Annotated in this window: 20 protein-coding genes and 1 other RNA gene; 19 read left to right on the forward strand and 2 right to left on the reverse strand. The window is 63.9% G+C overall.

The window, feature by feature from the left end; translation table 11 throughout:
• The first annotated feature begins 64 nt into the window (after positions 1 to 64).
• The 5 genes from ahcY to U741_RS0107095 all read left to right on the forward strand — a co-directional run bounded on the left by ahcY (position 65) and on the right by U741_RS0107095 (position 4,217).
• Positions 65 to 1,507, forward strand: a complete 1,443-nt coding sequence (gene ahcY / locus U741_RS0107075) for an adenosylhomocysteinase (RefSeq protein ID WP_029889785.1) — start codon at positions 65 to 67, stop codon at positions 1,505 to 1,507.
• Positions 1,508 to 1,514: 7 nt separating this feature from the next.
• Positions 1,515 to 1,940, forward strand: coding sequence for a GNAT family N-acetyltransferase (locus U741_RS0107080; protein WP_052378580.1), 426 nt, complete (start codon positions 1,515 to 1,517; stop codon positions 1,938 to 1,940).
• Complete coding sequence (gene metF / locus U741_RS0107085) at positions 1,937 to 2,797, forward strand: methylenetetrahydrofolate reductase [NAD(P)H] (protein ID WP_029889787.1); 861 nt, start codon at positions 1,937 to 1,939, stop codon at positions 2,795 to 2,797. The genes U741_RS0107080 and metF overlap by 4 nt, the downstream gene beginning before the upstream one ends.
• 36 nt (positions 2,798 to 2,833) lie before the next feature.
• Positions 2,834 to 3,460 carry a trimeric intracellular cation channel family protein gene (locus U741_RS0107090; RefSeq protein WP_029889788.1) on the forward strand — a complete coding sequence of 209 codons (627 nt, stop codon included), beginning with the start codon at positions 2,834 to 2,836 and terminating at the stop codon, positions 3,458 to 3,460.
• A gap of 64 nt (positions 3,461 to 3,524) precedes the next feature.
• Positions 3,525 to 4,217 carry a Bax inhibitor-1/YccA family protein gene (locus U741_RS0107095; RefSeq protein ID WP_029889789.1) on the forward strand — a complete coding sequence of 231 codons (693 nt, stop codon included), beginning with the start codon at positions 3,525 to 3,527 and terminating at the stop codon, positions 4,215 to 4,217.
• A 408-nt stretch (positions 4,218 to 4,625) separates the two neighbouring features.
• Here U741_RS0107095 and U741_RS19670 read toward each other — a convergent pair whose 3' ends face one another.
• Positions 4,626 to 6,404: an OmpA family protein gene (locus U741_RS19670; RefSeq protein WP_052378581.1), complete on the reverse strand. Its 1,779-nt coding sequence runs from the start codon at positions 6,402 to 6,404 to the stop codon at positions 4,626 to 4,628.
• A 108-nt stretch (positions 6,405 to 6,512) separates the two neighbouring features.
• Positions 6,513 to 7,655, reverse strand: a complete 1,143-nt coding sequence (locus tag U741_RS0107105) for an acyl-CoA dehydrogenase family protein (protein WP_029889791.1) — start codon at positions 7,653 to 7,655, stop codon at positions 6,513 to 6,515.
• 131 nt (positions 7,656 to 7,786) lie between these two features.
• Here U741_RS0107105 and U741_RS0107110 point away from each other — a divergent pair, with 131 nt between their 5' ends.
• The 14 genes from U741_RS0107110 to U741_RS0107170 all read left to right on the forward strand — a co-directional run bounded on the left by U741_RS0107110 (position 7,787) and on the right by U741_RS0107170 (position 25,737).
• Entirely contained in the window at positions 7,787 to 9,460 is a 1,674-nt protein-coding gene (locus U741_RS0107110; RefSeq protein WP_052378989.1) for an AMP-binding protein, read from the forward strand.
• Positions 9,461 to 9,726: 266 nt separating this feature from the next.
• Positions 9,727 to 10,683, forward strand: a complete 957-nt coding sequence (locus U741_RS0107115) for a PstS family phosphate ABC transporter substrate-binding protein (RefSeq protein ID WP_029889793.1) — start codon at positions 9,727 to 9,729, stop codon at positions 10,681 to 10,683.
• Positions 10,684 to 10,813: 130 nt separating this feature from the next.
• Positions 10,814 to 11,947 carry an OprO/OprP family phosphate-selective porin gene (locus U741_RS0107120; protein ID WP_152551522.1) on the forward strand — a complete coding sequence of 378 codons (1,134 nt, stop codon included), beginning with the start codon at positions 10,814 to 10,816 and terminating at the stop codon, positions 11,945 to 11,947.
• A 140-nt stretch (positions 11,948 to 12,087) separates the two neighbouring features.
• Positions 12,088 to 14,361, forward strand: a complete 2,274-nt coding sequence (locus U741_RS0107125) for an ABC transporter permease subunit (RefSeq protein ID WP_029889795.1) — start codon at positions 12,088 to 12,090, stop codon at positions 14,359 to 14,361.
• Between the two features lie 20 nt (positions 14,362 to 14,381).
• The gene (pstA, locus tag U741_RS0107130) at positions 14,382 to 16,088 is read left to right on the forward strand and encodes a phosphate ABC transporter permease PstA (RefSeq protein WP_052378582.1); all 1,707 of its coding nucleotides are present in this window, start codon (positions 14,382 to 14,384) and stop codon (positions 16,086 to 16,088) included.
• A 63-nt stretch (positions 16,089 to 16,151) separates the two neighbouring features.
• The gene (gene pstB, locus U741_RS0107135) at positions 16,152 to 16,997 is read left to right on the forward strand and encodes a phosphate ABC transporter ATP-binding protein PstB (RefSeq protein WP_029889797.1); all 846 of its coding nucleotides are present in this window, start codon (positions 16,152 to 16,154) and stop codon (positions 16,995 to 16,997) included.
• Between the two features lie 5 nt (positions 16,998 to 17,002).
• Positions 17,003 to 17,773 (forward strand): phosphate signaling complex protein PhoU, encoded by a 771-nt coding sequence (gene phoU, locus U741_RS0107140; RefSeq protein WP_235200126.1) that lies wholly within the window; start codon positions 17,003 to 17,005, stop codon positions 17,771 to 17,773.
• Between the two features lie 56 nt (positions 17,774 to 17,829).
• Positions 17,830 to 20,202, forward strand: coding sequence for a penicillin-binding protein 1B (gene mrcB, locus U741_RS0107145; RefSeq protein WP_043110225.1), 2,373 nt, complete (start codon positions 17,830 to 17,832; stop codon positions 20,200 to 20,202).
• 82 nt (positions 20,203 to 20,284) lie between these two features.
• Positions 20,285 to 20,881, forward strand: a complete 597-nt coding sequence (locus U741_RS18300; RefSeq protein WP_052378583.1) for a tetratricopeptide repeat protein — start codon at positions 20,285 to 20,287, stop codon at positions 20,879 to 20,881.
• A complete protein-coding gene (yoaA, locus tag U741_RS0107155) occupies positions 20,878 to 22,794 on the forward strand; it encodes a DNA repair helicase YoaA (RefSeq protein WP_043110226.1) in 1,917 nt (638 codons plus the stop codon). The genes U741_RS18300 and yoaA overlap by 4 nt, the downstream gene beginning before the upstream one ends.
• The gene (tsaB, locus tag U741_RS0107160) at positions 22,791 to 23,501 is read left to right on the forward strand and encodes a tRNA (adenosine(37)-N6)-threonylcarbamoyltransferase complex dimerization subunit type 1 TsaB (RefSeq protein ID WP_029889802.1); all 711 of its coding nucleotides are present in this window, start codon (positions 22,791 to 22,793) and stop codon (positions 23,499 to 23,501) included. The genes yoaA and tsaB overlap by 4 nt, the downstream gene beginning before the upstream one ends.
• 25 nt (positions 23,502 to 23,526) lie before the next feature.
• Positions 23,527 to 23,617, forward strand: an RNA gene (ffs, locus tag U741_RS18885) — signal recognition particle sRNA small type.
• Positions 23,618 to 23,649: 32 nt separating this feature from the next.
• The gene (gene dnaX, locus U741_RS0107165) at positions 23,650 to 25,392 is read left to right on the forward strand and encodes a DNA polymerase III subunit gamma/tau (protein ID WP_029889803.1); all 1,743 of its coding nucleotides are present in this window, start codon (positions 23,650 to 23,652) and stop codon (positions 25,390 to 25,392) included.
• Between the two features lie 21 nt (positions 25,393 to 25,413).
• Entirely contained in the window at positions 25,414 to 25,737 is a 324-nt protein-coding gene (locus U741_RS0107170) for a YbaB/EbfC family nucleoid-associated protein (protein ID WP_029889804.1), read from the forward strand.
• The last annotated feature ends 7 nt before the right edge of the window (positions 25,738 to 25,744 follow it).

The following is a 25,744-nucleotide window of genomic DNA, read 5'->3' on the forward strand; positions in this document are numbered from 1 at the left end:
ATCCCTTTATCCGGATAAGCGGATATACTAAGCGTCAACCCTCGATTCTTTGTGGAGTGACCTTATGAATGCTGTTCTCAAGCCCGCCGATTTTTCCGACTTCAAGGTCAAGGACATCTCGCTCGCCGCTTTCGGCCGCAAGCGCGTCCGCATGGCTGAAGAAGAAATGCCCGGCCTGATGTCGATTCGTGCCAAGTACGCGCCGGGGCTGCCGCTGAAGAACGTGCGGCTGACCGGCTCGCTGCACATGACCAAGGAAACGGCGGTGCTCATCGAGACCGTTGCCGCGCTTGGCGCCAGCGTGCGCTGGGCCTCGTGCAACATCTTCTCGACCCAGGACGACTCGGCGTCGGCCATCGCCGCCACCGGTATTCCGGTGTTCGCATGGAAGGGCGAATCCCTGGAGGAATACTGGGAATGCACGCTGGACGCGGTCACCCACACGCTGCCGGACGGCACGCTCACCGGCCCGGAAATCGTCATCGACGATGGCGGCGACGTGACGATGCTGATTCACAAGGGTTACGAACTTGAGCAGGGCGACAAGTGGGTCGATACCCCGTCCGACAATCACGAAGTGCAGGTGATCAAGGACCTGCTCAAGCGCGTCGCCAAACAGCGCCCCGGCTTCTGGACCCGCGTTGTCAAGGACTGGCGCGGTGTGGCGGAAGAAACCACCACCGGCGTGCACCGTCTCTATCAGATGATGGAGCAGGGCAAGCTGCTGGTGCCGGCCATCAACGTCAACGACTCGGTCACCAAGAGCAAGTTCGACAACCTTTACGGCTGCCGTGAGTCACTGGCCGACGGTATCAAGCGCGCCACCGATCTGATGATTGCCGGCAAGGTCGCCTTCGTTGCCGGTTACGGCGACGTGGGCAAGGGCTCGGCGCACTCGCTGCGCGGTCTCGGCGCACGCGTCATCGTCTCCGAGGTTGACCCCATCAATGCGCTGCAGGCAGCGATGGAAGGCTTTGAGGTCAAGACCATCGATGACGTGCTGGCGTATGCCGACATCTATGTCACCACCACCGGCAACAAGGACATCATCACGCTCGAACACATGCGCGCGATGAAGAACAACGCGCTGGTGTGCAATATCGGGCACTTCGACAACGAGATTCAGATGGACCGTCTGAACGCCTCGGGTGCGGTGCGCGACACCATCAAGCCGCAGACCGACCGCTACACCTTCAAGGATTCGGACAAGAGCATCTACATTCTTGCCGAAGGCCGTCTGATCAACCTGGGCTGTGCGCACGGCCACCCGGCGTTCGTGATGTCGAATTCATTTAGCAACCAAACCCTGGCGGCTATGGATCTGTGGCAGAACAAGGATGCCTACAGCAAGACCGTATACCGTCTGCCGAAGAAACTCGACGAAGAAGTGGCGCGCCTGCACCTTGAGCAGATCGGTGTGAAGCTGACCACGCTCACCAAGGATCAGGCCGATTACCTCGGCGTACCGGTCGAAGGCCCTTACAAGCCGGAGCACTACCGCTACTGAGTGGGCCATGGGTCACGGGTCGATCAGCACACTACAGACCGAGGATCGCGACACTGCGAACGCGATCCTCGATCTGCTGATCGATTACAACCTGCCCTACTTCGGTGAGCGTCCGCCCGTCGATACCGTGCGCCTCGCCGCGCGCGATGACGAGGGTACGCTGGTCGGTGGACTGCTCGGACAGATTCGCGTGCACTGGCTGCATGTCGATATTCTGGTTGCGGCGCCCGGTCACCGGCAGCACGGGCTGGGTTCGGCACTGATGGCCGAAGCGGAACGCATCGCGCGTTCGCAGCAATGCCTCGGCATTTGGCTGGACACATTCGAGTTTCAGGCGCCCGGGTTCTACGAACGACTGGGCTTCACGCGCTGCGGCAGCATCGCCAATTTCTGTAACGGCCACGACCGTCATATTTACGAGAAACGTCTGTGAGCGTCACTGCCTCCCAATTTTCTTTCGAGCTTTTCCCGCCGCGCACACCCGCTGGCTGGGAGAAGCTGCCCAAGCTGATCAATGACCTGGCCGCTGTGAGGCCCGGATTTTTCAGTGTCACGTACGGTGCGGGCGGCTCCGATCAGAACGGCACCTACGACACGATCATGAAGGTCGTCGAGCAGACGGGCATTGAGGCCGCACCCCACCTGACTTGCGTCGGGTCGACACGCGCCAACATTGCCACGCTGTTGCAGCAGTACCGCGACGCCGGCGTGCGCCGTATTGTCGCGCTGCGCGGCGATTTGCCTTCCACGTCGATGAGCAATGCGGCGCCGGGCGAGTTTCATTTTGCCAACGAGCTGGTGGCGTTCATCCGCGACACCCACGGCGACCACTTCGCGCTTGAGGTGGCGGCTTATCCCGAGATACACCCGCAGGCCGTCAATCCGGAAGCCGACTTCCAGGCCTTTTTGACCAAGATGCGTGCCGGTGCGCATGGCGCGGTGACCCAGTATTTTTTCAACGCCGACGCCTATTTCGACTTTGCGGCGCGTTGTCAGAAGGCCGGCATTGAACAGCCCATCGTGCCGGGCATCATGCCGATTCTGAACACCGCCCAGTTGCTGCGTTTCTCCGCTGCTTGCGGTGCCGACGTGCCACGCTGGATTCGACTGCGACTCGAAGCCATGGGTGATGACCGTGCATCGGTGCAGGACTTCGGCGCCGAGGTGGTCACGCGCCTGTGTGAAACGCTGCTCAAGCAGGGCGTCCCGGGCGTGCATTTTTACACGCTCAATCAGGCCGAACCCACGCTGCGGCTGTGGCGAAACCTTGGGTTGCCCGTATCGGGCTGATATCGTCCGCAGCCCGAGACTTCTCAGGCGTGCGGTATGACCCCGGTTGAGTTGCTACGCATCTTCGATCTGGCCGGTGTGGCGGTATTTGCCATCTCCGGCGCCCTTGCTGCCGGCCGCAAATCGCTGGACCTGTTGGGGGTGGTGGTCATCGCCATCGTCACCGCGGTCGGCGGCGGCACGTTGCGCGACCTGTTGCTGGACCGCTCAGCATTCTGGATCGTCAACCCCACCTACCTGCTGACCATCATCGCTGCCGCGCTGTGCACCATGGTCTATGTGCGATTTCGCCGCGCACCCGAGCAGGCGCTGCTGGTGGCTGACGCGCTGGGGCTGGCGTTTTTTTCGATTTCCGGGGCGCAAATTGCCGAGGCCAGCGGCACGGGCGGGTTGATTGCCGTGGTGATGGGCACCATCACCGGCGTGTTCGGCGGGGTATTGCGTGACGTGCTGTGTGCTGAGATTCCCATGATTCTGCGCAAGGGCAACATCTACGCCACGGCGGCCATCGTCGGTACCAGCGCTTACGTGGTCTTGCAGGATGCCGGTGTGATCAAGCTGTGGGCGGCCGTTGCCGGCATCCTGGTGATCGTGGCCCTGCGCCTGGCGGCGATCATTTGGCAGCTGAGTCTGCCGGTGTTTACGCTGGAGGATCGACGCTGATCGCTGCACACTGGCAGCCCGGCTTCGCGTATCGTTGTGTCCTTAACTCACGAGAGACCTCCACATGCAAACCACCGATGCCCGCACGGTTTCCGTATCGGCCACTTCGCCGCTGGCCACCCACAAGGTGTTGCGGAACACCTATCTCTTGCTGTCGATGACCCTGATCTTCAGTGCCGTGATGGCGGGCGTGTCGATGGCGCTGGGCGTGCCGCGCGGCGTCGGCCTCATCTGTTCGCTGGTCGCCCTGGGCCTGCTGTGGTTTGTCGTGCCCCGCACGGCGGATTCGGCCAATGGCCTGATTTCGGTGTTCGCGGTCACTGGCCTGCTGGGCTTCGGCCTCGGACCGGTGCTCAATGCCTATCTCAGCGGTTTTGCCAATGGCGGTCAGATCATCATGCTGGCCATGGGGGGCACCGGGGTAACCTTCGTCGGCCTGTCGGCCTACGCGCTGCGCAGCCAGCGTGATTTCAGCTTCATGCGCCAGGCACTGGTCGCTGGCGTGCTGATCGCCTTTGTGGCGGCGATGGGGCTGCTGGTGGCGTCGATGTTTGGGTTCTACTTCCAGCCGTTGGCGCTGGCCATCTCGGCAGCGTTCGTGGTGTTGATGTGCGGCATGATCCTGTATCAGACCAGCGAGATCATCAACGGCGGTGAGACCAACTACATCCTTGCCACCATTGGCTTGTACGTGGCTATTTACAACCTTTTCACCAGCCTGCTGCACTTGCTGGGTTTCGGGATGGGTGAAGACTGATCGACCCCGGTTTTGGGGTGCCCAAGGCGCCGTAGCCAGAAACCCACCTTCACGGTGGGTTTTTTGTGGGTGGCAATCGGCGATACCCGACAGGTGACGCAGCCGCGCAAGCGCTGATCTTCGCCATAGGGCGAAGGTCTTACCCACGCCCGTCACGCCGGTGAAGGTTGTCCGGCCCTCGGTTCGTGCGCTCGACTCGCGACACGTGGGGCTTGAACCGAAGTCCACATCCTTGGGTCTGCGCGGGTACGACCTTGCAGGCCAAGCGACCCAACGCCGCTTGCCAGCAGGTCCCGGGGTTTGGAAGCGCCCAACGGAGGCGGGTTACCGCGCCGACCTGTGTGCCAGCAGCGGGCACAAAAAAGGCGAGGGCCAGAGCCCCCGCCTTGGTTCATCCCCACGCCGTCATCAGTCGCGGACCGACAGCTCCACGCGACGGTTTTCTTCACGGCCTGACTCGGTGGCGTTGTCGGCGATCGGGCGCGACACGCCGTAGCCGACCGGCGTCATCCGCTCGCCGGGGACGCGTTTGCTGATCAGGTATTCCTTCACGGCAATCGAACGTCGTTCAGACAGGCCGAGGTTGTAGGAGGCACTGCCGATGCTGTCGGTGTGGCCGCCGAGCTCGACCTTGACGTTGGGATAGGCCCGCAACGTCTCGGACACGCGGTCGAGAATCTGCTTGGCCTCGGTGGTCAGAATGGCCGAGTCGAACTCGAACTTGACGCCGCGCAGGATAAAGTTGCGGTCCACCGCGCAACCGCGCTCATCGACAGCCTCACCGGGGCGGGGACGGCGGCAGTCGCCTTCCAGCGCACAACCGTCCGGCAGCACGGCCAAGCCGGGTGGGGTGTTGGGGCATTCGTCGAGGTAGTCGGCAATGCCGTCACCGTCGCTGTCGATGGGGCAGCCATCTTCATCGGTCGGCGCATCGGCAGGGGTGTCCGGGCACTTGTCGAACAGATCAGGCACGCCGTCACCATCGGAGTCGCGCAGGTCCAGGGGGCAGCCGCGCTTGTCGACTTGCGTGTCCTCGGGCGTGTTGGGGCACTGATCAAGGTGATCCGGCACACCGTCACCATCGCTGTCGAGGGGGCAGCCCTTGTCGTCAACCTGCACGCCCGGTGCGGTGTTGGGGCACTTGTCGAGATGATCGGCAATGCCGTCACCGTCGCTGTCCAGCGGGCACCCAAAGCGGTCGACCTGCACCTCGGCCGGCGAATTGGGGCAGCGGTCGAGGAAGTCGGCGACGCCGTCACCGTCCGCGTCGGCGACCTTGGCCACCGAGTAGACGTAGCGCAGGCTCAGCCCGATGTGGTGGGCCTCGTGCTCGTAGCGGTCATCCAGCCGAGTGCCGATGGCGCCGCCAGTGGCGGGATCGGGCTCGGTGGTTGCCGGGATGAATGAGCTGCTCTCGATGTCGCTGGACACCAGATAGCGATAGTCCAGCGAGATGACCGTGCGCGGGTTCAGCAGGTAGCCGAGGCCTGCACCGGCCTGGAAGAAATTGCCGGTGTCGGTGTCCGATCCGGTGCTGTCGAAGGTGGTCTTGGCGCTCTGAAAGCCCAGCCCTGCACCCAGATAGGGCAGCACGCGCTCGCCGACCGGGATGTCGAACCACAGGTTGGCGCCGACGCGCGTGGCTTCAAGCTTGCCGCCCACATTGTTGCGTTGGTCTGCGAGTTCGGCCGAACCGGTGATCACGTTGAAATCGTTGGTCGACAGGCCGAGCGTGATTTCGGGCCGCAGGCCGCCGATAAACTGATACCCGATGGCGGTGTTGATGCCAAAACCGCCGTCAAAGATCACGCCGATGGGCTGCGACTGACCCCGCGACTCAACTTGCTGGCCGGGTTGAATTTCGTCGTCGGCCCCGGGGCCGAGCAGTCCCAGCAAACAGCCCGTGTCGCCCGCCAGCGCTCCGCCGAGACCTTCGAGCGCGCCGCCGAGCCCGGGGATGGCGCCGGTGACCGGGCCGAGCAGGCACGCCTGGCCGGGGGTGATGACATCGGGGGCCAGGGTGATCACCGTGGGGGTGGTCGTGCCGTTGGCGTCGTTGATCTCGGATGAGTAGGCACCGACACTGGCGTACCAGCCGGGCGAGACCTGCGCCGAGGCGCCGGCGGAGGCAGCCAGAGCCGCGATGGCGAGTGCGCCTAGCGCGGAGCTACGAAGTGTCGACATCATCGGAAGGCCTTGTCAGGTGTTGCAGGTGGGCTAGTTTGCCTAAGTCAAATGGCAAAAGTCATCTGTTATTCAGACTTTTACGTCAGACATCTCAGGTATCCGCGAGAATCACCAGCCGCTTTGCCGCGCGGCGAGGTCCTTCATGATCTCCAGCGAGCCGCCGCCGATGGTCAACACCTTCGTTTCCCGATAGATCCGTTCGACACGCGTGCCCTGCAGATAACCGGCGCCGCCGAAAATTTGCATGGCCTCGTTGGCGACCCACTCCAACATGGTGCAAGCGTGATTCTTCAACAGGCAAACCTCGGCAATCGGCATTTGCTGCTGCGAGACCCGCCACGCCAGCATGTCGAGGTGCGCGCGTGCACCTTCAAGGCGCATTTTCATGTCGGCGAGGCGGTGTTTGACCACCTGGTTGCGAATCAGCGTCTTGCCGAACGTCTGGCGTTCGCGGGCGTAGGCCAGGCTGTCCTCGAAACAGACCGACGCCAGCGCGCAGGCCTGCGCGGCCAGCATGATCCGTTCGTGGTTGAAGTTGGCCATGATCGCCATGAAGCCCATGTTCTCGGGCCCCAGGCGGTTGGCGACCGGCACGCGGCAGTCTTCAAAGTAAAGCGTGGCGGTGTCAGAGCAGTGCCAGCCCATTTTTTCCAGCGGGGTGCGTGACAGCCCCGGCGTGTCGGCCTCGATGACTAGCAGTGAGACGCCGCCCATGCCGTCGCCGCCGGTGCGCACGGCGGTGGTGATTAGATCGGCGCGCATCCCGCTGGTGATGAAGGTCTTGCTGCCGTTGACGATGTAGTGATCGCCGTCGCGTACCGCGCGGGTCTTCAGGTTGGCGACGTCGGAGCCGCCCGAGGGTTCGGTGACGGCGAGCGCTGCGATCTTGTCGCCAGCCAGCACGGGCGCCGCAAAACGCGCCTTCTGCTCCGGTGTGCCCACGGCGCAAACCGGCGGCGTGCCGATGGCGTGGCTCATCAACGAGGCCATCAAACCGCCACTACCCGCCCGGGCAAGTTCGTCGGTGAGCGTGATCATGTAAAACAGATCGGGCACGGCGATGCCGCCGCAGTTCTCCGGAAAGCCGATCTGTAGCAGCCCGGCATTGGCCGCTGCCTTGTGAAGCTCGCGGGGCAGGGCGCGCGCGCGCTCCCACGCGTCGATATTGGGGCAACATTCGGCATCAACAAAGCGGCGCGCCTGGTCTCGAAGGGCCTCGTGTTCGGCAGTGAGGAAAGGATGCGCAGCCATGGTCAGAATGATTACCTTATGTCGGATTGTGGACTCGTCAGTCGGCCAAGCTATCGGGCAAAGGCTTTTGCCGCAAGTTTAAAAGCCGTATGCGCAATCAGTAATACAAATTACCGAGATGGAGAATGTTGATGCTGACCAACCCTGATCACCTGCCGCTGGCGCGGCTGCAGCAATGGGCCCGTGAGCGCCCTGACGCGACCTTTCTGACCCAGCCAATGGGTGACGGTAAGACCGAGAACTACAGCTTCGGGCGGGTACTCGACGAATCGCGCCGCGTTGCGGCTTACCTGCAGCGCTTCAACTGGCCGCCGGGTTCGCGCATTGCCATCCTGTCGAAAAACTGCGCGCACTGGCTGATGAGCGACTTCGCGATCTGGATGGCGGGCCACGTCAGCGTGCCCATCTATCCGACCTTGACGGCCGACAGTGTGAAGCTGGTGCTCGAGCATTCAGAGGCGGTGGCCTGCTTTGTCGGCAAGCTCGATGCGTGGCCGGAGATGCAAGCAGGCGTTCCGTCCAATGTGCACGCCATCAGCTATCCGTTGTCGCCAGACACGCCGTTCCCGTCGTGGGATGACATCGTGCGGGAGACCGAGCCGCTGGCCACGGTCCCGACGCGCGCCGCAGATGAGCTGGCAACGCTGATTTACACCTCGGGCACCACCGGCAACCCCAAAGGCGTGATGCACCCGTTCAGCACCTTCGCCAAGGCGCCTGAGATCGTTCGTGACGGCTTCGGTGCCAGCAGTGACGACCGACTGCTGTCGTATCTGCCGTTGGCGCATGTGGCCGAACGGGTGTTTGTCGAAGCCAATGCGCTGGCGTTCGGTTTTCACGTTTATTTCGCCGACTCGCTGGACACCTTCGTGCAGGACCTGGTGCGTGCCCGGCCGACCATGTTCTTTTCGGTGCCGCGTCTGTGGACCAAGTTTCAGCAGGGCGTGCAGTCCAAGTTGCCGCAGAAGAAGCTGGATCTGCTGCTCAAGATTCCGCTGGTCAATCGCCTCATCACCCAAAAGATTCTTAAAGGTCTGGGGTTGGATGCGGTGCGTTTTGCCGGCGGCGGCGCGTCACCCATGCCGCCGTCGCTGATTGATTGGTGGGCGTCACTGGGCATCGAGATTGTCGAGGTTTATGGCATGACCGAAAATTTCGGTCTGTCGCATGGCTCGTTTCCTGGTGACGGGCGGGTCGGCTATGTCGGGCGCCCGTGGCCGGGCGTGGAATGCAAGCTGTCCGACAGCAACGAGGTGCTGGTCAAGTCACCGACGACCATGCTCGGTTATTTCCGTGAGGACGAGAAAACCCGCGAGGCCCTGACCGATGACGGCTTTCTGCGCACCGGCGACCTGGGGGCTTTCGACGAAGCCGGTCGGTTGCGCATCACCGGTCGCGCCCGCGAGCAGTTCAAGACCTCTAAAGGCAAGTTCGTGTCGCCTGCGCCGATTGAAAACAAGCTGCAGCAGCACGACAAGATTGAGGCCTGTTGCGTGGCGGGCGTCAGTTTTCCGCAGCCGTTTGCGCTGGTGATGCTGCCGCAGGAGGCGCTCGACGCGGTCAAGGCCAGTGTCAATGCCAAAGAGAGCATCAGTCGCTCGCTGACCGAGCATCTTGAAGCCGTCAATGCGCAGATTGACCCGCACGAGCGACTGGACTTTCTGGTGGTGGTCGCCGAGCAGTGGACCGTCGAAAACGGCCTGGTCACGCCGACCTTGAAGGTCAAGCGCAATGAAATCGAGAAGGTCTACGGCGCTGCGTTTGAACGGTGGGCGGCGCAGAAGGCGGCGGTGGTCTGGGCCTGATGCAGGCGCAATGTGACAAAAGCCGGTTGGGCCGGAAGCGCATTTCACAAAAGTGACTTATTCATCCCGCCCCAGCGCTGCGGAAGCGCTTCCGTGGGACCGAGAAGCCCGTCAAATCGACCTTTCAGGCGGTTTCCAGGGGTCTGTCACGTGACCGTCATGCTGCGCCGGCCGATGACTGTCACAAGACTGTAACAATCGGCGATTAGTGTGCGCAGCGTCGGCACAAGCGGTGATCGTGCTGATCGACACCTAAAGGACCTGAAATGAAATTAAAAGTCATCGCTGCCGCACTCGGCCTGTCAGCCGCCTCGCTTTCTGCAGTTGCCAACGTCGATCCCAACCTGCCCGACTATGAAACGGTGTCCGGGGTTTCCGGCAACCTGACCAGCATCGGGTCCGACACCCTCAACAATTTGATGACCTTGTGGGCCGAGGCCTTCCAGGGCTACTACCCCAACGTCAACATCCAGATCCAGGGGGCCGGGTCGTCAACCGCACCGCCGGCGATGGCCGAAGGCACGGCCAACTTTGGGCCGATGTCGCGCGAAATGAAGGATGGCGAACAGCAGGCCTTCGAGAAGCAATATGGCTACAAGGCCACCGGTGTCGGTGTGGCCATCGATGCCTTGGCGGTGTTCGTCAACAAGGACAACCCCATCAAGGGCATGTCGATTGAGCAGGTCGACTCGGTGTTTTCGGTGACCCGCTCTTGCGGCGGCGAAGACATCACCCGCTGGGGCCAGTTGGGCCTGACCGGGGAGTGGGCCAACCGGCCGGTGCAACTCTATGGGCGCAACTCCGTGTCGGGCACTTACGGTTACTTCAAGGACGTCGCGCTGTGCAAAGGTGACTTCAAGTCCAACGTCAATGAGCAGCCGGGTTCGGCGTCGGTGGTGCAATCGGTTTCGACAGGCCTGAATGCCGTCGGCTACTCCGGCATTGGCTACAACACCTCGGGCGTGCGCCCACTGCCGTTGTCACGTAGCGGCACCGACTACATCGAGCCGAGCAATGAAAATGCGGGCGACGGCACCTACCCGCTGTCGCGCTTCCTGTTTGTCTACGTCAACAAGAAGCCGGACGCGCCGCTGGCCCCGCTTGAGCGCGAATTCTTCCGCATGGTGCTGTCCAAGCAAGGCCAGGAGATCGTCAACCGCGACGGCTACGTGCCGCTGCCGGCCGCAGCTGCCCAGCGATTCCGCGACGCACTGGGCCTCTAGCCGGCCCGGACTCTGATGCAGACATTGGTTTTGCTGCCTTACCCTCGGCCGCATTCTGCGGGCCCATTTGCGCTCCTCTGGAGGTTTTGCACTGAACAGGTTCTCGATTTTGTCGGCCATTGCGTTTGTCATGGTGGCCATGGGAGGCTCCGGCCATGCCCAGACCGTTGAAACCAAAGGGGGGCTCAAGGTGACGTCCGCCGACGGCCAGTACTCCGGCCAGTTGGGTGGCCGAATTCATTTCGACACCAATTTTTTCACTGACGACGATGATGTCGTCGGCGGGCTGAAAAATGATGTTTTCATGCGCCGCGCCCGCTTGACGATGCAAGGCCATGCCGGCCGCTGGACGTACAAGTTCGAGAATGATTTTGTCGCGTCGGACCGCGCCGGCTTCCGTGAAATGTGGATTGGCACCGAGGTTGCCGGCGCCAACCTGCGGCTCGGCCAAGCAAAGCCCTATCGCGGCATGGAAGACCTCACCAGCTCCAACGAGGTGCTGTTCATGGAGCGGCCGTACGCCACGTCGTCCGGCATCTTCGACGGGCGGCAATATCAGACCGGCGCGTTTGCCGACGGCACTGCGGGCAAGGTCGGCTGGGGCAGCGCGCTGTATTCTTTGAAAAGTGCAGATCAGCCGGCCAACGACGGTTTTGGCGTCAATGCGCGCGGCTACTACGCACCGATCGTGAGCGACACGACCGCCGTGCATTTGGGCCTGTCTTACAGTCTTGACAACCCCGATTTCGACAACGCGGCCAACAATGTTCGCGCCCGCGCGCGAGCCATCGGCCGGGCCGACGGGGTGACGCGTCCGACGCTGGCCACGGTGGGCCAGGGCGTGAGCGGCAGCCGCAACGGCACGCTGGGGTTTGAAGCCGCCCTGCAGCGGGGAAGCTTCTCGGCGCAGACCGAATACGCGAGGTCGACCTTTGAGCAGGATACGGCGCCGGATGTTGACGTCGACGCGTTCTACCTGCAGGCCAGCATGTTCATGGGGACCGGGCAGAAACGCTACGACTTCGGCAAGGGCGTATTCAAGGCGCCCGGCAGCGGTGGCGGCGAGACCGAGCTCAAGGTTCGCTACGACCGGATCGACAACGACGGTCCGGCGCCCGACGGGTCGGTGCGCCAGTGGGCAGTGGGTTTCAACCATTACTTCAACCACAACGTGCGTGCGATGGTGGAGTATGTGATGGCCGAGATCGAACCCAGCGGGATTGATGTGGCCGCGATTACCACACGTTTGCAATTCGCCTTTTGACCCGGCGCGGCCGCTGTGATGCCGCGCCTCTGATGTGGTTGCCCGGTGGCGTCATGCCACCGGGCATTTTCGCAAGCGCAGAACATTGCGTGTCGCTTGCGAAAATGCCCAGCCCGATGTCCGTTACCTGAGTTTGTTCAATGTCCGATCACCCCGCCACCGCTGACGCCGACACCCGCGACCGGCACGCGCGCTCCATCGTCGGCGGGCAGTCGCGCGCCATGCGTGGCCGCTACCTGCGTGACGGCCTCGCCCGCTACGTGGTGCTTGCGGGCGGTTTGGGGGTCATCGCGGCGCTTTTGCTGATTTTCGTTTACCTGGTCAGCGAGGTGGCGCCGCTGTTCGGCGGCGCCGAGGTCCATCGTCGCCAAGCCTTCGCCCTGCCGGCCCCGGCGGACGAGCGCACGGTGCATTTGGCATCCGACATTCTCGCGACCAAGGGCATGCAGCTCACCGATGCCGGCACCGCTTATCTTTATGACCTTGACAGCGGTGTCGAGCAGTCACGAAGCCAACTGCCTGTCGGCGAGCGGCGCATCACCCACTTCTTCGAAGCCTCAAGGCCCGATTACCAGTACGGCCTGCAGTTGGACGATGGCTCGGTGCTGGTCGCGAAACTGGTGTTCAAAGAAAGTTTTGAGTCCGGCAGCCGGGTAATGGTGCCGTCGATCGAGTATCCGTTTGGCGAGGCGTCGCTGGATTTCACGGACGGCGCCTCGGCGTGGTTCGCCCTGCGCGCCGACCGTGACCGAGTGGTGATGGCCGCCGCCGATGAAGCCGGCGTGGTGACCGTCAAGCGCTTCCAGGTGCAGACCTCGCTGTTCGGCGACAGCACGATTGAGGCGCGGGAGCCGGTCACGGTCGTGACGCCGTTTACCGCGGACCGGGTCTACATCGACAGCCGCATGATGTGGCTCTATGTGATCAACGACGACGGCCGCATGGCCCTGTTCAACCTCCGCGATGAACAGCCGACGCTGGTGGATGAGGTGCGTACCGATGCCCCGATTCGCCAGACCGACATGCTCGGCGGCGCGCTGTCATTGATCGTGGGGCAGGCCGACGGACGGGTGTCGCAGTGGTTCCCGGCCCGACGCGACGACGGCACGGTGCAGTTTGCCCAGGTGCGCGCGCTGGAGGTTTTCGGCGACCCGCAAATCACCGCTTTCGGCCCCGAGCTGTACCGGCGCAGCTTTGCAGTGGGGGCCGATGACGGTTCGGTGGCGCTGATGCATGCCACCGCGCAGCGCAAGGTTTGGCAAGGGCGCCTGCTCGACGAGCCGGTGGCCGGTCTGTACTTCAATCCGCGCTCACAGTACTTGGCGGTGGTGGGCGAGAGCGGACGTGCTTACGGCTATTCGGTGGAGAACGAGCACCCTGAGTTTTCGTTCTCGGCGCTGTGGCAACGCGTTTGGTACGAAGGCTATGAGCAGGCCGAGTTTGTCTGGCAGTCATCGGCGGCGGTCAATGAGTTCGAGCCCAAGTTCAGCCTGTCGCCGTTGGCCTTCGGCACGCTCAAGGCGGCGTTCTACGCCATGTTGTTCGCCATTCCACTGGCGATTCTCGGCGCCATCTTTACCGCCAACTTCATGTCGTCGCAGATGCGTCAGGCGGTCAAGCCGACCATCGAGCTGATGGAAGCGCTGCCGACGGTCATTCTTGGCTTTCTCGCGGGCCTTTGGCTGGCGCCTTTTGTCGAGACCAACCTGCTCGGCGTGTTCATGGTGCTGCTGCTGCTGCCGGTGTCGATCCCGATCTTTGGCTATCTGTGGCTGAAAATGCCGGCGGTGATCAAGCGGCGCGTGCCGCCGGGCTGGGAAGCCGCGCTGATGATTCCCGTGGTCGGCGGGGTGGTCTGGCTGTGCTTCATCGTTGCCCTGCCGCTCGAGGCCTGGATGTTCACCGGGACCCTGCAGCAATGGCTGGATCATCACTTCGGCATCGGCTACGACCAGCGCAATGCGCTGGTGGTGGGCATCGCGATGGGCGTTGCGGTGATCCCGACCATTTATTCGATCACCGAAGACGCCGTGTTCAGCGTGCCCAAGCAGCTCACGCTCGGCTCGTTGGCGCTGGGCGCCACGCCGTGGCAAACCCTGGTGGGGGTGGTGCTGCCCACCGCCAGCCCGGGTATTTTCTCGGCGGTGATGATCGGTGTCGGCCGCGCGGTGGGCGAGACCATGATCGTGCTGATGGCCACTGGCAACACGGCGGTGATGGACTTCAGCATGTTTGAAGGCCTGCGCACCATGTCGGCCAACATTGCGGTGGAACTGCCTGAGTCCGAAGTCGGCGGCACCCATTACCGGCTGCTGTTCCTCGCCGGGCTGGTGCTGTTCCTCTTCACCTTCTTCTTCAATACCTTGGCCGAGGTCGTGCGTCAGCGGCTGCGTCAGAAGTACGCCTCCATCTGACCCCCGGCCCGGAAAATCCCATGTCGCGCAAACAACACGCCACCCTCACCGGGCAGGACGACACCACGGCCAAAGCCTATGTGAAGTCGGGACAACCCTATGTGTGGGTGACCGCTGCAGCGGTGGCCGCAAGCATCATCATCACCGTCGGCCTGCTGGTGCTGATCGCCGCGCGCGGCATGGTGCATTTCTGGCCGCAGCAGATCGTCCAGGCCACCTACGCCGAGCCCGGTACCGAGCCGCAGGTGCTGCTCGCCGAGATTCGCAGCCGCGAGTCGGTCACCAGCGCCCGACTGGCCGAAGCCGGGCTGCCGGTTGACCCCGCGCAAGACCTCTACGACCGCGTGCTGCTGAAAATCGGTAACCGCGACCTCAATGGCGTGGACTTTCGCTATGTGGTCGAAGACTGGCTGAGCGTCGGCGAATACCCCCCGGAAGTCGTGGTCCTGGAGCGCGAAGAATGGGGTAACTTTCAGGGCTTCATCGAGCGGGTGACGCTCGACGGTCAGGTGATCACCGGCATCGGCGCATGGGCGGCGTTTCGCGACGCCAACCACCGCGCCAGCGAACTGCGTGAACAGATCGAAAAGATCGAAAAAGGTGACATTGGCCGCGTCAACTACGCACTTGATCGGGCACGCCTCGAAGAGCGAAAGCTTGAGCTTGACGGTCGTACGCCCGAAACCGACCCGGATGCCTTCGCGCGCTTCGAGCGGGTGCGAGCCGAGATGAACGCCGAGTACCAGACGCTGGCGGCGCGACGTTTGGCGCTCTATGCGGATCTGCGCCGTGATTCGGTGGTGATGCGCAGCATCGACGGCCGCGAAGTGACGTTCGACATGGGCCAGATCATTCGCGGCTATCAGCCCAACCAGATGAATGTGCTGGTCAAGACCGGCAACTGGTTCGTCAATGTCTGGCGCTTCATGACCGAGGACCCGCGCGAGGCCAACACCGAGGGTGGTATTTTTCCGTCCATTTTCGGCACCATCATGATGGTCCTGCTGATGTCGATTTTCGTGACGCCGTTCGGCATTTTGGCGGCGCTGTACTTGCGCGAATACGCCAAGCAGGGCGCGGTGACGCGGGCCATCCGCGTGGCGGTAAACAATCTGGCCGGGGTGCCGTCCATCGTCTACGGCATGTTTGGTCTCGGGTTTTTTGTTTACACCGTGGGCGGGGGCATCGACCAATTGTTCTACCCCGAGGCGGCGCCGGCGCCGGTGTTTGGCACGCCGGGCTTGCTGTGGGCGTCACTGACCTTGGCGATTCTCACGCTGCCGGTGGTGATCGTCGCCACCGAAGAAGGGCTGGCGCGCATTCCGCGCCATCTGCGCGAGGCGTCGCTGTCGCTGGGGGCGACCAAGGCCGAGACCCTGTGGCGCGTGGTGCTGCCGATGGCCAGCCCAGCGATGATGACTGGGCTGATTCTGGCCATCGCCCGTGCCGCCGGCGAAGTCGCACCGTTGATGTTGGTGGGTGTGGTCAAGCTGGCGCCCAACCTGCCGTTCGATCTCAATTTCCCGTTTCTGCACCTTGACCGCAAGTTCATGCACCTGGGCTTTCACATTTACGATGTCGGCTTTCAGAGCCCCAACGTCGAAGCCGCACGGCCGCTGGTCTACGCCACGTCATTCCTGTTGGTGGTGGTGATCATGGTGCTCAATTTGACCGCCGTGGCCATCCGCAACCGGCTGCGCGAAAAGTACAAGGCCCTGGACAATTGATGGACGCCCTTTTCAGCCTTCCCGCTCGGACCGACCGAGGACTCTCCTTTGGACCCTAATTCCATGAGCCATGCTCAACACAAAACGCCGCTCGCGGCCGGCATTGACATGGAAGCGCTGTCGCGCGGCCGTCAGGCGGCATCGATGCAGGACGAGACCATTGCCCTGAAGGTGAGCAACCTGAACCTGTTTTACGGTGAGACGCAGGCGTTGAAAGACGTCAATCTCGACATCGCCCAGAACAAGGTCACCGCCTTCATCGGCCCGTCGGGTTGCGGCAAGTCGACGCTGCTGCGCTGCTTCAACCGCATGAACGACCTGGTCGACGGCTGCCGCATCGAAGGCGCCATCAACCTGCATGGCAAAAACATTTTTGACCGCGACGTCGATGTCGCCACGCTGCGGCGCAATGTCGGCATGGTGTTCCAGAAGCCCAACCCGTTCCCCAAGACCATTTACGAGAACGTCGCCTACGGCATGCGCCTGGCGGGCAAGAACAGCAAGGCGTACCTCGACGACAAGATCGAATGGGCCCTGCAAGGCGCGGCGCTGTGGAACGAGGTCAAGGACCGCCTTCACGAGTCCGCACTGGGACTCTCGGGCGGGCAGCAGCAGCGACTGGTGATTGCCCGCGCCATTGCCATCGAGCCCGAGGTGATCCTGCTCGACGAGCCCTGCTCGGCGCTGGACCCGATCTCGACGCTCAAGGTCGAAGAGCTGATCAACGAGCTGAAGAAGCAGTTCACCATCGTCATCGTCACCCACAACATGCAGCAGGCCGCGCGGGTGTCGGATTACACGGCCTTCATGTACGTCGGCAATCTGGTCGAATTTGACGCAACCGACACGCTGTTCACCAAGCCGTCAAAAAAGCAGACCGAGGATTACATTACCGGTCGCTACGGCTAACGCCGGTGGCGCGTCACGCGGGTTTTCAGGGCACCAACTTTTTCGAGGGTTCGGCAGTGGACAAGCCAGGTTACAAGCAGCACATCTCCAGCGAGTTCAATGCCGAGCTGGAAGGCATCCGTCAGCGTGTGCTGGCGATGGGCGGCATCGCCGAGCAGCAGTTGACCCTGGCCACCGGCGCGCTGCTGGACCTGGACGCGGTGCGCGGTCGTGAAGCGCTGTCACACGGCAACAAGGTCAATGCCTTCGAAGTGGTGGTCGATGACGAGTGCGCACGCATTCTCGCTCGCCGCCAGCCCACGGCCGGCGACTTGCGCATGGTCATTTCCATCACCCGGGTGGTGCGTGACATCGAGCGAATGGGCGACGAAGCTGAAAAGATCGCGCGCATGGCCATCGAGCTCAGTGAGCAGGAGCAACTGCCGCGTGAGGTGACAGAGGTCAGCCATCTGGCACGCCACGTCGGGGAATTGATGCGTGATGCGCTCGACGCCCTGGCGCGCGCCGATGTCGATCTGGCGTTGCGCGTCGCGCAGCAGGATCAGGTCATCGACCGCGAGTATGAATCGGTGTTGCGCGTCTGCATGACCTACATGATGGAAGAGCCGCGCGCCATTCGCCGGGTGATGAGCATTATCTGGGCCAGCCGCGCGCTGGAACGGATCGGTGACCACGCCAAGAATCTGGCCGAGCACGTCATTTATTCGGTTGAAGGGCGTGATGTGCGCCACGTCTCGATTGAGGAAATGCAGCGGGTGATCAACGGCAGCAGCTGAGGCCGGCATCACTGTTCGTCAGCGCCGCCACTGGCCGGGTGACTTACCATAGACGGATGGCTGCACGTCGCCCCACCCGCAAGAAATCTTCGAAGCCGCCGCTGATGCGCCGCATCACTTGGGCGCTGCTCGCCATGCTGGTTGTGGTCGGCTGCGTGGGCGCGCTGGTGCTCGCCGCCACACTGATCAGGCTTGACGGCGAAATACGCAGCAAGTTCGCCGGGGCCCGGTGGGCCTTGCCTGCGCAGGTCTACGCGGCGCCGTTGGAGCTCTATCCCGGCGCTTATGTCAGCGCCGGCACACTCACCTATGAATTGCGGCGTCTGGGCTATCGCGCGCTCACCCAGCTTGAAGGCGTCGGCAGCTTCGTCGAGCGCAATGCCCAGCAGGTTGACGTGTACGCGCGCGCCTTCGATTTCTGGGATGGCGCGCAAGACGCCGTGCCGCTGTCGATCCGCTTTGCCGATAACCGCGTGGCCAGTGTTTCCCAGGCGCGCAGCGGCGAGCCGGTGACCATCGCCCGCCTCGACCCGATGCTGATCGGCAGCATCTACCCGCAGCACGGCGAAGACCGGGTGCTGGTCAAGCTTGATGAAGTGCCCGGCCTGCTGCCCCTGGGCTTGATGGCGGTTGAAGACCGCAGCTTTTACGAGCACTGGGGCATCAGTCCAAAAGGCATCCTGCGGGCCGGCATCGCCAACCTCAAAGCCGGCTCGGTGGTGCAGGGCGGCAGCACGCTCACCCAGCAGTTGGTGAAGAATTTTTTTCTCGACCGCAGCCAGACCTGGGCACGCAAGATCAACGAAGCCTTCATGTCGGTGCTGCTCGAGGTCAACTACAGCAAAGGCGAAATTCTCGAGGCTTACCTCAACGAAGTGAATCTCGGGCAGGACGGCGGACGTTCGGTTAACGGCTTTGGCCTGGGCGCGCAATTCTTCTTCAACAAGCCGCTGCCGGAGCTCATGCCGCATGAGATCGCGCTGCTGGTCGGCATCGTCAAAGGCCCGTCGTTTTACAACCCGCGGCGCAACGCCGAGCGCGCGCTTGAGCGCCGCAATCTGGTGCTTCGGGTTTGGCGCGACGACGAGCTGATCAACGAGGAAACCTACGAAGCGGCGGTCGCCCGGCCGCTGGACCTGGCCGGCAGCGACGGTCGCGGCGTCGAACGCTACCCGGCCTTTGTTGACTTGGTACGGCGTCAGTTGCAGGCGCAGTACAGCGACGACGACCTGACCCAGGAAGGTTTGCGGGTGTTCACCACCCTGCGCCCGCAGGCCCAGGAAGCGCTGGAGCGCCAGGTGATCAAGCGGCTGCCCGAGATTGAAAAGGCCCGCAAGCTCGACGACCAGTCGCTGGAAGTCGCCGGGGTGGTCACCAACGTTGAGGGCGGTGAAGTGCTGGCACTGGTCGGGGGCCGCAATGTGCGCTTTCCCGGCTTCAACCGTGCACTGGACGCGAAGCGGCAGATTGGTTCGCTGGTCAAGCCGTTCATTTTTCAGACCGCCTTGTCGCGGCCCGATCGCTATCACCTTTACACCTGGCTGCCGGATCAGCCGGTCGAAGTGAAGATGGCCCACGGCCCGGTCTGGAAGCCGCAGAACTACGACCGCAAGTTTCATGGTGACCAGCCACTCTTTAATGTGCTGGCGCAGTCGTACAACCTGCCGTCGGTCCATGTCGGGCTCGACGTCGGCCCGGCGGAAGTGCTCAAAACCCTGAAAAGTGCCGGCTACAGCGGTGGCGCACAGCCGCTGCCCTCGATCCTGCTGGGCGCCATCTCGATTGCTCCGTTCGAGGTCGCGCAGATGTACGCCACGCTTGCTGCCGGGGGCTATCAGGTGCCGCTGTCAGCCATCCGCGAGGTGTTGACGGCCGATGGCGAGCCGCTGTCACGCTTCCCGTTGCGGGTGCGGCAGGCGCTGCCCGAGGCGCCGACCTATCTCACCAACTGGGCGTTGGAGCAGGTCATGCTCATGGGCACCGGGCGCGCCGCCTATCAGCAGGTTGATCGCAGTCTGTCGCTGGCCGGCAAGACCGGCACCACCGATGACTACCGCGACGCCTGGTTTGCCGGCTTCGGCGGCGACACGGTGGCGGTGGTCTGGGTCGGGCGTGACGACAACAAGTCGCACCGCCTGACCGGCACCAGCGGCGCGCTGCCGCTATGGGCCGGCTTGATGCACGACCTGGATGTGCAACCGCGCGAGCCGCTGATGCCGGCCGACGTGCAATCGGTGCTCATCGACTCGCAAACCGGGCTTCGCGCCGACCAGGGCTGTCAGGCCCCGGTGGCGGTGCCTTACCTGCGTGGCCACATCGAGACGCTCGCCTGGGCGCCGTGTTCGGAGGCTGCGCGTCCGCAGGTCGATTCGCCGGTGGACTGGTTCCTCAACATCTTCCAGGGCGGTCAGCCGCAACCCACGCGGTAATCGCGTCACCTGCATTGCGTTCAGTCTCCGGCGAGGCGTGGCCGGTACACTCCGCGTTTATTTCGGGTGAGGTTGTGAGCGGATGAAGCAGCGCATCAAAGTGGTGGCGGGCGGTTTGATCCTAGCGGCGCTGGTCGCCGCCTGTCAGACGCCCCAAGTGGGTGAGCGCACCCGCTGGCCGCCGGTTGACGAGCAGGACACGCGGCCCACCCCGACACCCACCGATGAGCCGACGCCTGATCGAACGCCGCGTCCGGTGTCGCCGGGTTCGACCGCGCCGGTCGAGCTGGACCCTGACGAATCGCTCCCCAAATGGCCCAAGTCGGCCGAAGACGTCAGCGGCCCGGCGGTCGTTGCGCTGCTCGAGCAGGCGCGTGAAGCCCGGGCCGAGGGGCGCGCCGACGTCGCGGCCGCGCATCTGGAGCGCGCCACCCGTTTCGAGTCACGCAATGGCTTTGTCTGGGCCGAACTGGCGGCGGTCTACATCGACAAGGGCGACTACGATCAGGCCGAGGCCATTGCTCTGCGCGCCAACAGCCTGGCGCGCGGCAATCCGTATATCGAGGCGGCCAACTGGGACGTGATCGCCGCTGCTCGAAGCGCCCGCGGTCAGGCGCAGGCCAGCATGGAAGCGAGTGCCCGCGCCGAATCACTGCGCCGCGAGCTGCCACGCGAGTGAGCATCGCGCAGGACTGGCTCGGCGCCGGCGGTTTGCTGAGTCAACGGCTCGTCGACTTTCAGCCCCGCGTTGAACAATTGCAGATGGCCGAGGCCGTCGAAGCGGCGCTGGCCGACGATGCCACCCTGATCGTCGAGGCCGGCACCGGCACCGGCAAGACGTTCGCGTATCTGGCGCCAGCACTGGCCTCAGGCAAACGGGTGCTGATTTCCACCGGTACCAAGGCCTTGCAGGATCAGTTGTTTCGGCGTGACCTGCCGCAATTGCTCAGCGGCGCCGGCGTGCCGCTGAAAATTGCCCTGCTCAAGGGGCGCGCCAACTACCTGTGTCTGTATCGCATGGACCGCGCCCGCTCGCTGCCCTCGGTTCAGGGCAACCCGGCGCTGCAGCAGGCGGTGATTGCGGTCGAGGTCTTCGCCCGGCACAGCGAGGACGGCGACCTGGCCCCGCTGGAAGCGCAGTTGGAACGCCACCCTGCGCTGCGACCGCAGATCACCTCCACCGCCGAGAACTGCCTGGGCAGCGAATGCCCGGTGTTCAACGATTGCCATGTTGCCAAGGCACGGCGCAAGGCCATCGCCGCACAGATGGTGGTGGTCAATCACCACGTCCTGTTTTCGGATTACGTGATTCGTCAGGATGGCTTCGGCCAACTGCTGGGCAGCGTCGATGCGGTGATCATCGACGAGGCGCATCAACTGCCGGCGCTGGCGGCACAGTTCTTCGGGGTGCGCGTGTCGTCGCGTCAGTGGCGCGAGTTGGCACGTGACAGTCGCGACGCGGCGCGTGAGGTCGGCGACCTGCCCGAGCTTGAACAACTTGCCGAGACCCTTGCGCAGGCCCCCGCCGCGCTGGACGAGGTGTTCGCGCAGCTCGGTTCGCAGCGCCGCACCCTGGCACAGTTTCTGGCGCTACCCGACGCACCCGAGGCGCTGGACACGGTTCGTGCCGGCGTGAACGCCATCTTCGAGGCGCTGCGGCCGCTGGAAGAACGCAGTGCCGAGTTTGCTGCGCTCACCGCGCGGGCGCTCGACCAGCAGGAGCGACTGCAGCAGCTTTTCGACGAACCCGAGGGCGAACAGGTGCGGTGGGTCGAACCCGCTGAGCGTGGCGGCAGCCTCTACGCCACGCCGTTGTCGGTCAGCGACGGATTCCGGCAGATGGTCGGCACGTACCCCGGCGCATGGATTCTGACCTCGGCGACGCTCACGGCCGGGCTGCGTTTCGATCATTACGTCGCGCAGATGGGCCTGGAAGCTGCGCGGACCCTGGCGCTGGGTTCGCCATTCGACTTTGCGACGCAGGCCCGGCTGTGGATTCCCCGCAGCCTGCCGCAACCCAACGATCCGCAGCACAGCCTGCGGGTGGCGCAGTTGGCGGCCAGTTTGTCGGGCGTCACCGAAGGCGGCCTGTTGGTGCTGTGCACCAGTCACCGCGCGCTGCGAGAAATCAGCGACCACCTGCGCAAGCAGGCGTCGCAGCGTGTGCTGCGCCAGGGCGACGCCGGCAAGGCGGAACTGTTGGCTGAATTTGCCGCCGACGGCCATGCCATTCTGGTCGCCACACAGAGCTTCTGGGAGGGCGTTGACGTGCGTGGCCGGGCCTTGCGGGTGCTGATGATTGACCGGATGCCGTTTGCGCCGCCCGGCGATCCCGTTGCCGACGCACGGGCGCAGGCGCTCAAGGCGCGCGGCGAGCACCCGTTCCGCGCCATGGCGTTGCCGGAAGCCATTCTGCAACTCCGCCAGGGCGCCGGTCGGCTGATCCGCGACCCTGCCGATCGCGGGCTGCTGGTGATCTGCGATCCGCGTCTGCAAAGCCAGTCGTACGGGCGACTGGTACGGGCCAGCCTGCCGCAGATGCCCGAATGCGCTGATGAGGCCGGGGCCATGGCCTGGGCGCAACAGTTGTGAAACTGCTGGCGCTCGACACCGCCACCGAGGCCTGCTCGGTCGCACTGCAGGTGGGCGACGCGGTGACGGCGCGTCATGTGGTCGCCGGACGCTCGCACACGCAGATCCTGCCGCGACAGGTTGCCGAGGTGCTGGCGGATGCCGGGCTGTCGGTCGCCGAGCTTGATGGCGTGATCTGCGGCATCGGCCCTGGCAGCTTTGCCGGGCTGCGCATCGGCTTGTCGTACGCCAAAGGTCTGGCCATGGTCGCTGACCTGCCGACTGTGGGCGTCAGTTCGCTGCAGATGCTGGCCGGGCCGACGACCCGCGCTGACCGCGTGCTGACCGTCATTGATGCACGCCTGTCGGCGGTTTATGCCGCCGCTTGGCAGCGCGACGCGCACGGTCACTGGCAGGTCGTCATGGCGCCCATTCTGTGTGCGCCGGAAGCTTTGCCGGCGGCCCCCGATCCGGCGCTGATCTGGCAGGCGCGCGGCTCCGGTTTTGCGGCATATCGCGAGGCGCTGGTCAGTGCCTGGGGCGCGCCAATCTCATCCGTCGACGATGCGGCCCTGCCGAATGCGCAGCAGGCGCTGGCCATTGGCCGCGCCATGCTGGCGCGCGGCGAGGGGGTTGATGCCGCTCGATTGCAGCCCTTGTACCTGCGCAACAAGGTGGCGCTTACCCGGCTCGAGCAGCAGGCCCTGCGCGCCCCACGAGGGGTCTGAATTGAGGGATACTCCGCGCTGGTCCGCGCCGGCCCTTCGCGGCGGCAATCCGTGAACCCCGCCAGGCCCGGAAGGGAGCAACGGTAGCGGTGATGCCGGGCGCCGGAGATCGTCGGCGCGGGCCTTCTCATCCCCAGGATTCGACGCCATGAGCTATCTCGCACTGGCACGCAAATGGCGGCCCCGGCAGTTCGACGATGTGGTCGGGCAGGGCCCGGTGGTGCAGGCGCTGCGCCACGCGCTGGACCACGACCGCTTGCACCCCGCCATCCTGTTGACCGGCACCCGTGGCGTGGGCAAGACGACTTTGGCGCGCATTCTCGCCAAAGGCCTGAATTGCAGTGAAGGTGTGTCCGGTACGCCGTGCGGCGTGTGTGACAGTTGCCGTGAAATCGACGAGGGCCGCGCGGTCGACATGCTCGAAATCGACGCGGCCAGCCATACCGGCGTCGAAAACATTCGCGAAGTGATCGAGAACGCGCAGTATTCGCCGGCGCGCAGTCGATACAAGGTCTACCTGATTGACGAAGTGCACATGCTCAGCAAAGGCGCCTTCAACGCGCTGCTGAAGACGCTGGAAGAGCCGCCGCCGCACGTCAAATTCATACTCGCCACCACCGACCCACAGAAGCTGCCGGTGACGATCTTGTCGCGCTGCCTGCAGTTCGGTTTACGGCGCATGACCGTGGCGCTGATCCAGGCGCAACTGCTGCAGTTGGCCACCGCCGAAAACGTCACCACCGAAACCGGCGCCTTGCGCGCCATCGCCCGTGCGGCCGATGGTTCGATGCGCGATGCGCTGTCGCTGCTGGACCAGACCATTGCCTTTGCCAGTGGCGGCGCGGTGACCGAGGATGCGGTCGATACCCTGATCGGTCACGTCGGCCGCAGCGCGCTGTGGCCGGTGCTCGACGCGCTGTTGGCCGATGACCGTCCCGGCGTTGCCGCGCAGTTTGGCCGGCTCGAAGCGCTGTCACCCGACTACGCGGCGCTGGCCGACGAACTGGTGGCCGTGCTGCAGCGGCTGGCGGTGGTGCAACTGTTGCCGGATGCGCGCAACGAAGCCGACGAAGCCGAGCTGCTGGCGCTATGTGAGCGTGTTCACCCCGAGCAGATACAGGTGCTTTACCAGATCGCCGTCAACGGGCGTCGCGACCTGCAATGGGCCCCCGAGCCACGGCTGGGTTTCGAGATGATTCTGCTGCGCATGCTGGCCTTTCAGTTGGACGATGCGCCGCCTGCGGCCGGACCATCGTCGCCCGGTGGATCGCGCAACGGCAGCAACGGCGCAGGGACAATCGACCATGGCGAGGCTGCCGGTCCGGGTCCTAGTGCAGCGTCATCTAAGGCCCTGGCGGCCGCGCCACCGCCGGCAGCGCCTCAGGTTGCCGAGCCAGAGCCCAAACCCAACCCCGGTCCGGCCCTGCACGCGGCGCCGCCGGTCGAAGGGCCTGCCGTTCAGTTGCCTGACACACCGGTTTCGGATGGCGTGCTGGCGCAACGCTGGCGGTTGCTGGTCGAGCGCTTGCCGGTGGACGCTTTCGTCAAAGGGCTGGCGCGCAACAGTGTGCTGCGCGAACAGACAGCGACCGACTGGCGGCTGGAACTGACCCCCAGCGCCCAGTACTTGCTGAAGGCCGATCGGCTGGAGGCGCTGCAAACCGCCGTCGCCGATACCTTGGGCGCACCGCGACGCTTGAGCATCACGGTGGCCGCTGGCGAGCTGGATGACGTGCCGGCGCAGCTGGACGCCGCCGATGCCCATGCCCGTCAGGCCGAGGCTGAGGCGGCCGTCACGCGCGACCCGGTTGTTGCCAGCTTTGTCCAACAGTTCGGTGCGCGCGTGCGTCCGGGCTCGATTCAGCCGCCGGCATCGCCGAGCGTGCATTAGCCATTTTTCAGGAGACGCAAGATGAAAGGCGCACTTGGCCAGATGATGCGGCAGGCCCAGCAGATGCAGGAAAATCTCAAGAAGGCACAGGACGAGGTTGCGCGTCTTGAAGTGACAGGCGAGTCCGGTGCCGGCCTGGTCAAGGTCAGCTTGACCGGCAAGTATCAGGCGCGACGCGTCGAGATTTCGCCCGACGCGCTGCAGGAAGACAAGGAATTTCTCGAAGACCTGATTGCGGCCGCCATTAACGATGCCAGCCAGAAAGTTGAAGCGGCGGTCGCGCAGAAAATGGCCAGCGTCACCGGCGGCATGAACCTGCCGCCCGGCCTGAACCTGGGCATGTGATTCCGCG

Origin of the sequence: Polycyclovorans algicola TG408 (assembly GCF_000711245.1) — a bacterium.
GTDB lineage: Bacteria > Pseudomonadota > Gammaproteobacteria > Nevskiales > Nevskiaceae > Polycyclovorans > Polycyclovorans algicola.

Coding starts and splice junctions, on each gene's coding strand:
- U741_RS0107080 (WP_052378580.1), top strand. CDS start 1,515: ATGGGTCACGGGTCGATCAGCACACTACAGACCGAGGATCGCGACACT.
- U741_RS0107105 (WP_029889791.1), bottom strand. CDS start 7,655: ATGGCTGCGCATCCTTTCCTCACTGCCGAACACGAGGCCCTTCGAGAC.
- U741_RS0107095 (WP_029889789.1), top strand. CDS start 3,525: ATGCAAACCACCGATGCCCGCACGGTTTCCGTATCGGCCACTTCGCCG.
- U741_RS18300 (WP_052378583.1), top strand. CDS start 20,285: ATGAAGCAGCGCATCAAAGTGGTGGCGGGCGGTTTGATCCTAGCGGCG.
- dnaX (WP_029889803.1), top strand. CDS start 23,650: ATGAGCTATCTCGCACTGGCACGCAAATGGCGGCCCCGGCAGTTCGAC.
- U741_RS0107090 (WP_029889788.1), top strand. CDS start 2,834: ATGACCCCGGTTGAGTTGCTACGCATCTTCGATCTGGCCGGTGTGGCG.
- U741_RS0107125 (WP_029889795.1), top strand. CDS start 12,088: ATGTCCGATCACCCCGCCACCGCTGACGCCGACACCCGCGACCGGCAC.
- pstB (WP_029889797.1), top strand. CDS start 16,152: ATGAGCCATGCTCAACACAAAACGCCGCTCGCGGCCGGCATTGACATG.
- U741_RS0107170 (WP_029889804.1), top strand. CDS start 25,414: ATGAAAGGCGCACTTGGCCAGATGATGCGGCAGGCCCAGCAGATGCAG.
- pstA (WP_052378582.1), top strand. CDS start 14,382: ATGTCGCGCAAACAACACGCCACCCTCACCGGGCAGGACGACACCACG.
- U741_RS0107110 (WP_052378989.1), top strand. CDS start 7,787: ATGCTGACCAACCCTGATCACCTGCCGCTGGCGCGGCTGCAGCAATGG.
- U741_RS0107115 (WP_029889793.1), top strand. CDS start 9,727: ATGAAATTAAAAGTCATCGCTGCCGCACTCGGCCTGTCAGCCGCCTCG.
- mrcB (WP_043110225.1), top strand. CDS start 17,830: ATGGCTGCACGTCGCCCCACCCGCAAGAAATCTTCGAAGCCGCCGCTG.
- ahcY (WP_029889785.1), top strand. CDS start 65: ATGAATGCTGTTCTCAAGCCCGCCGATTTTTCCGACTTCAAGGTCAAG.
- U741_RS0107120 (WP_152551522.1), top strand. CDS start 10,814: ATGGTGGCCATGGGAGGCTCCGGCCATGCCCAGACCGTTGAAACCAAA.
- U741_RS19670 (WP_052378581.1), bottom strand. CDS start 6,404: ATGATGTCGACACTTCGTAGCTCCGCGCTAGGCGCACTCGCCATCGCG.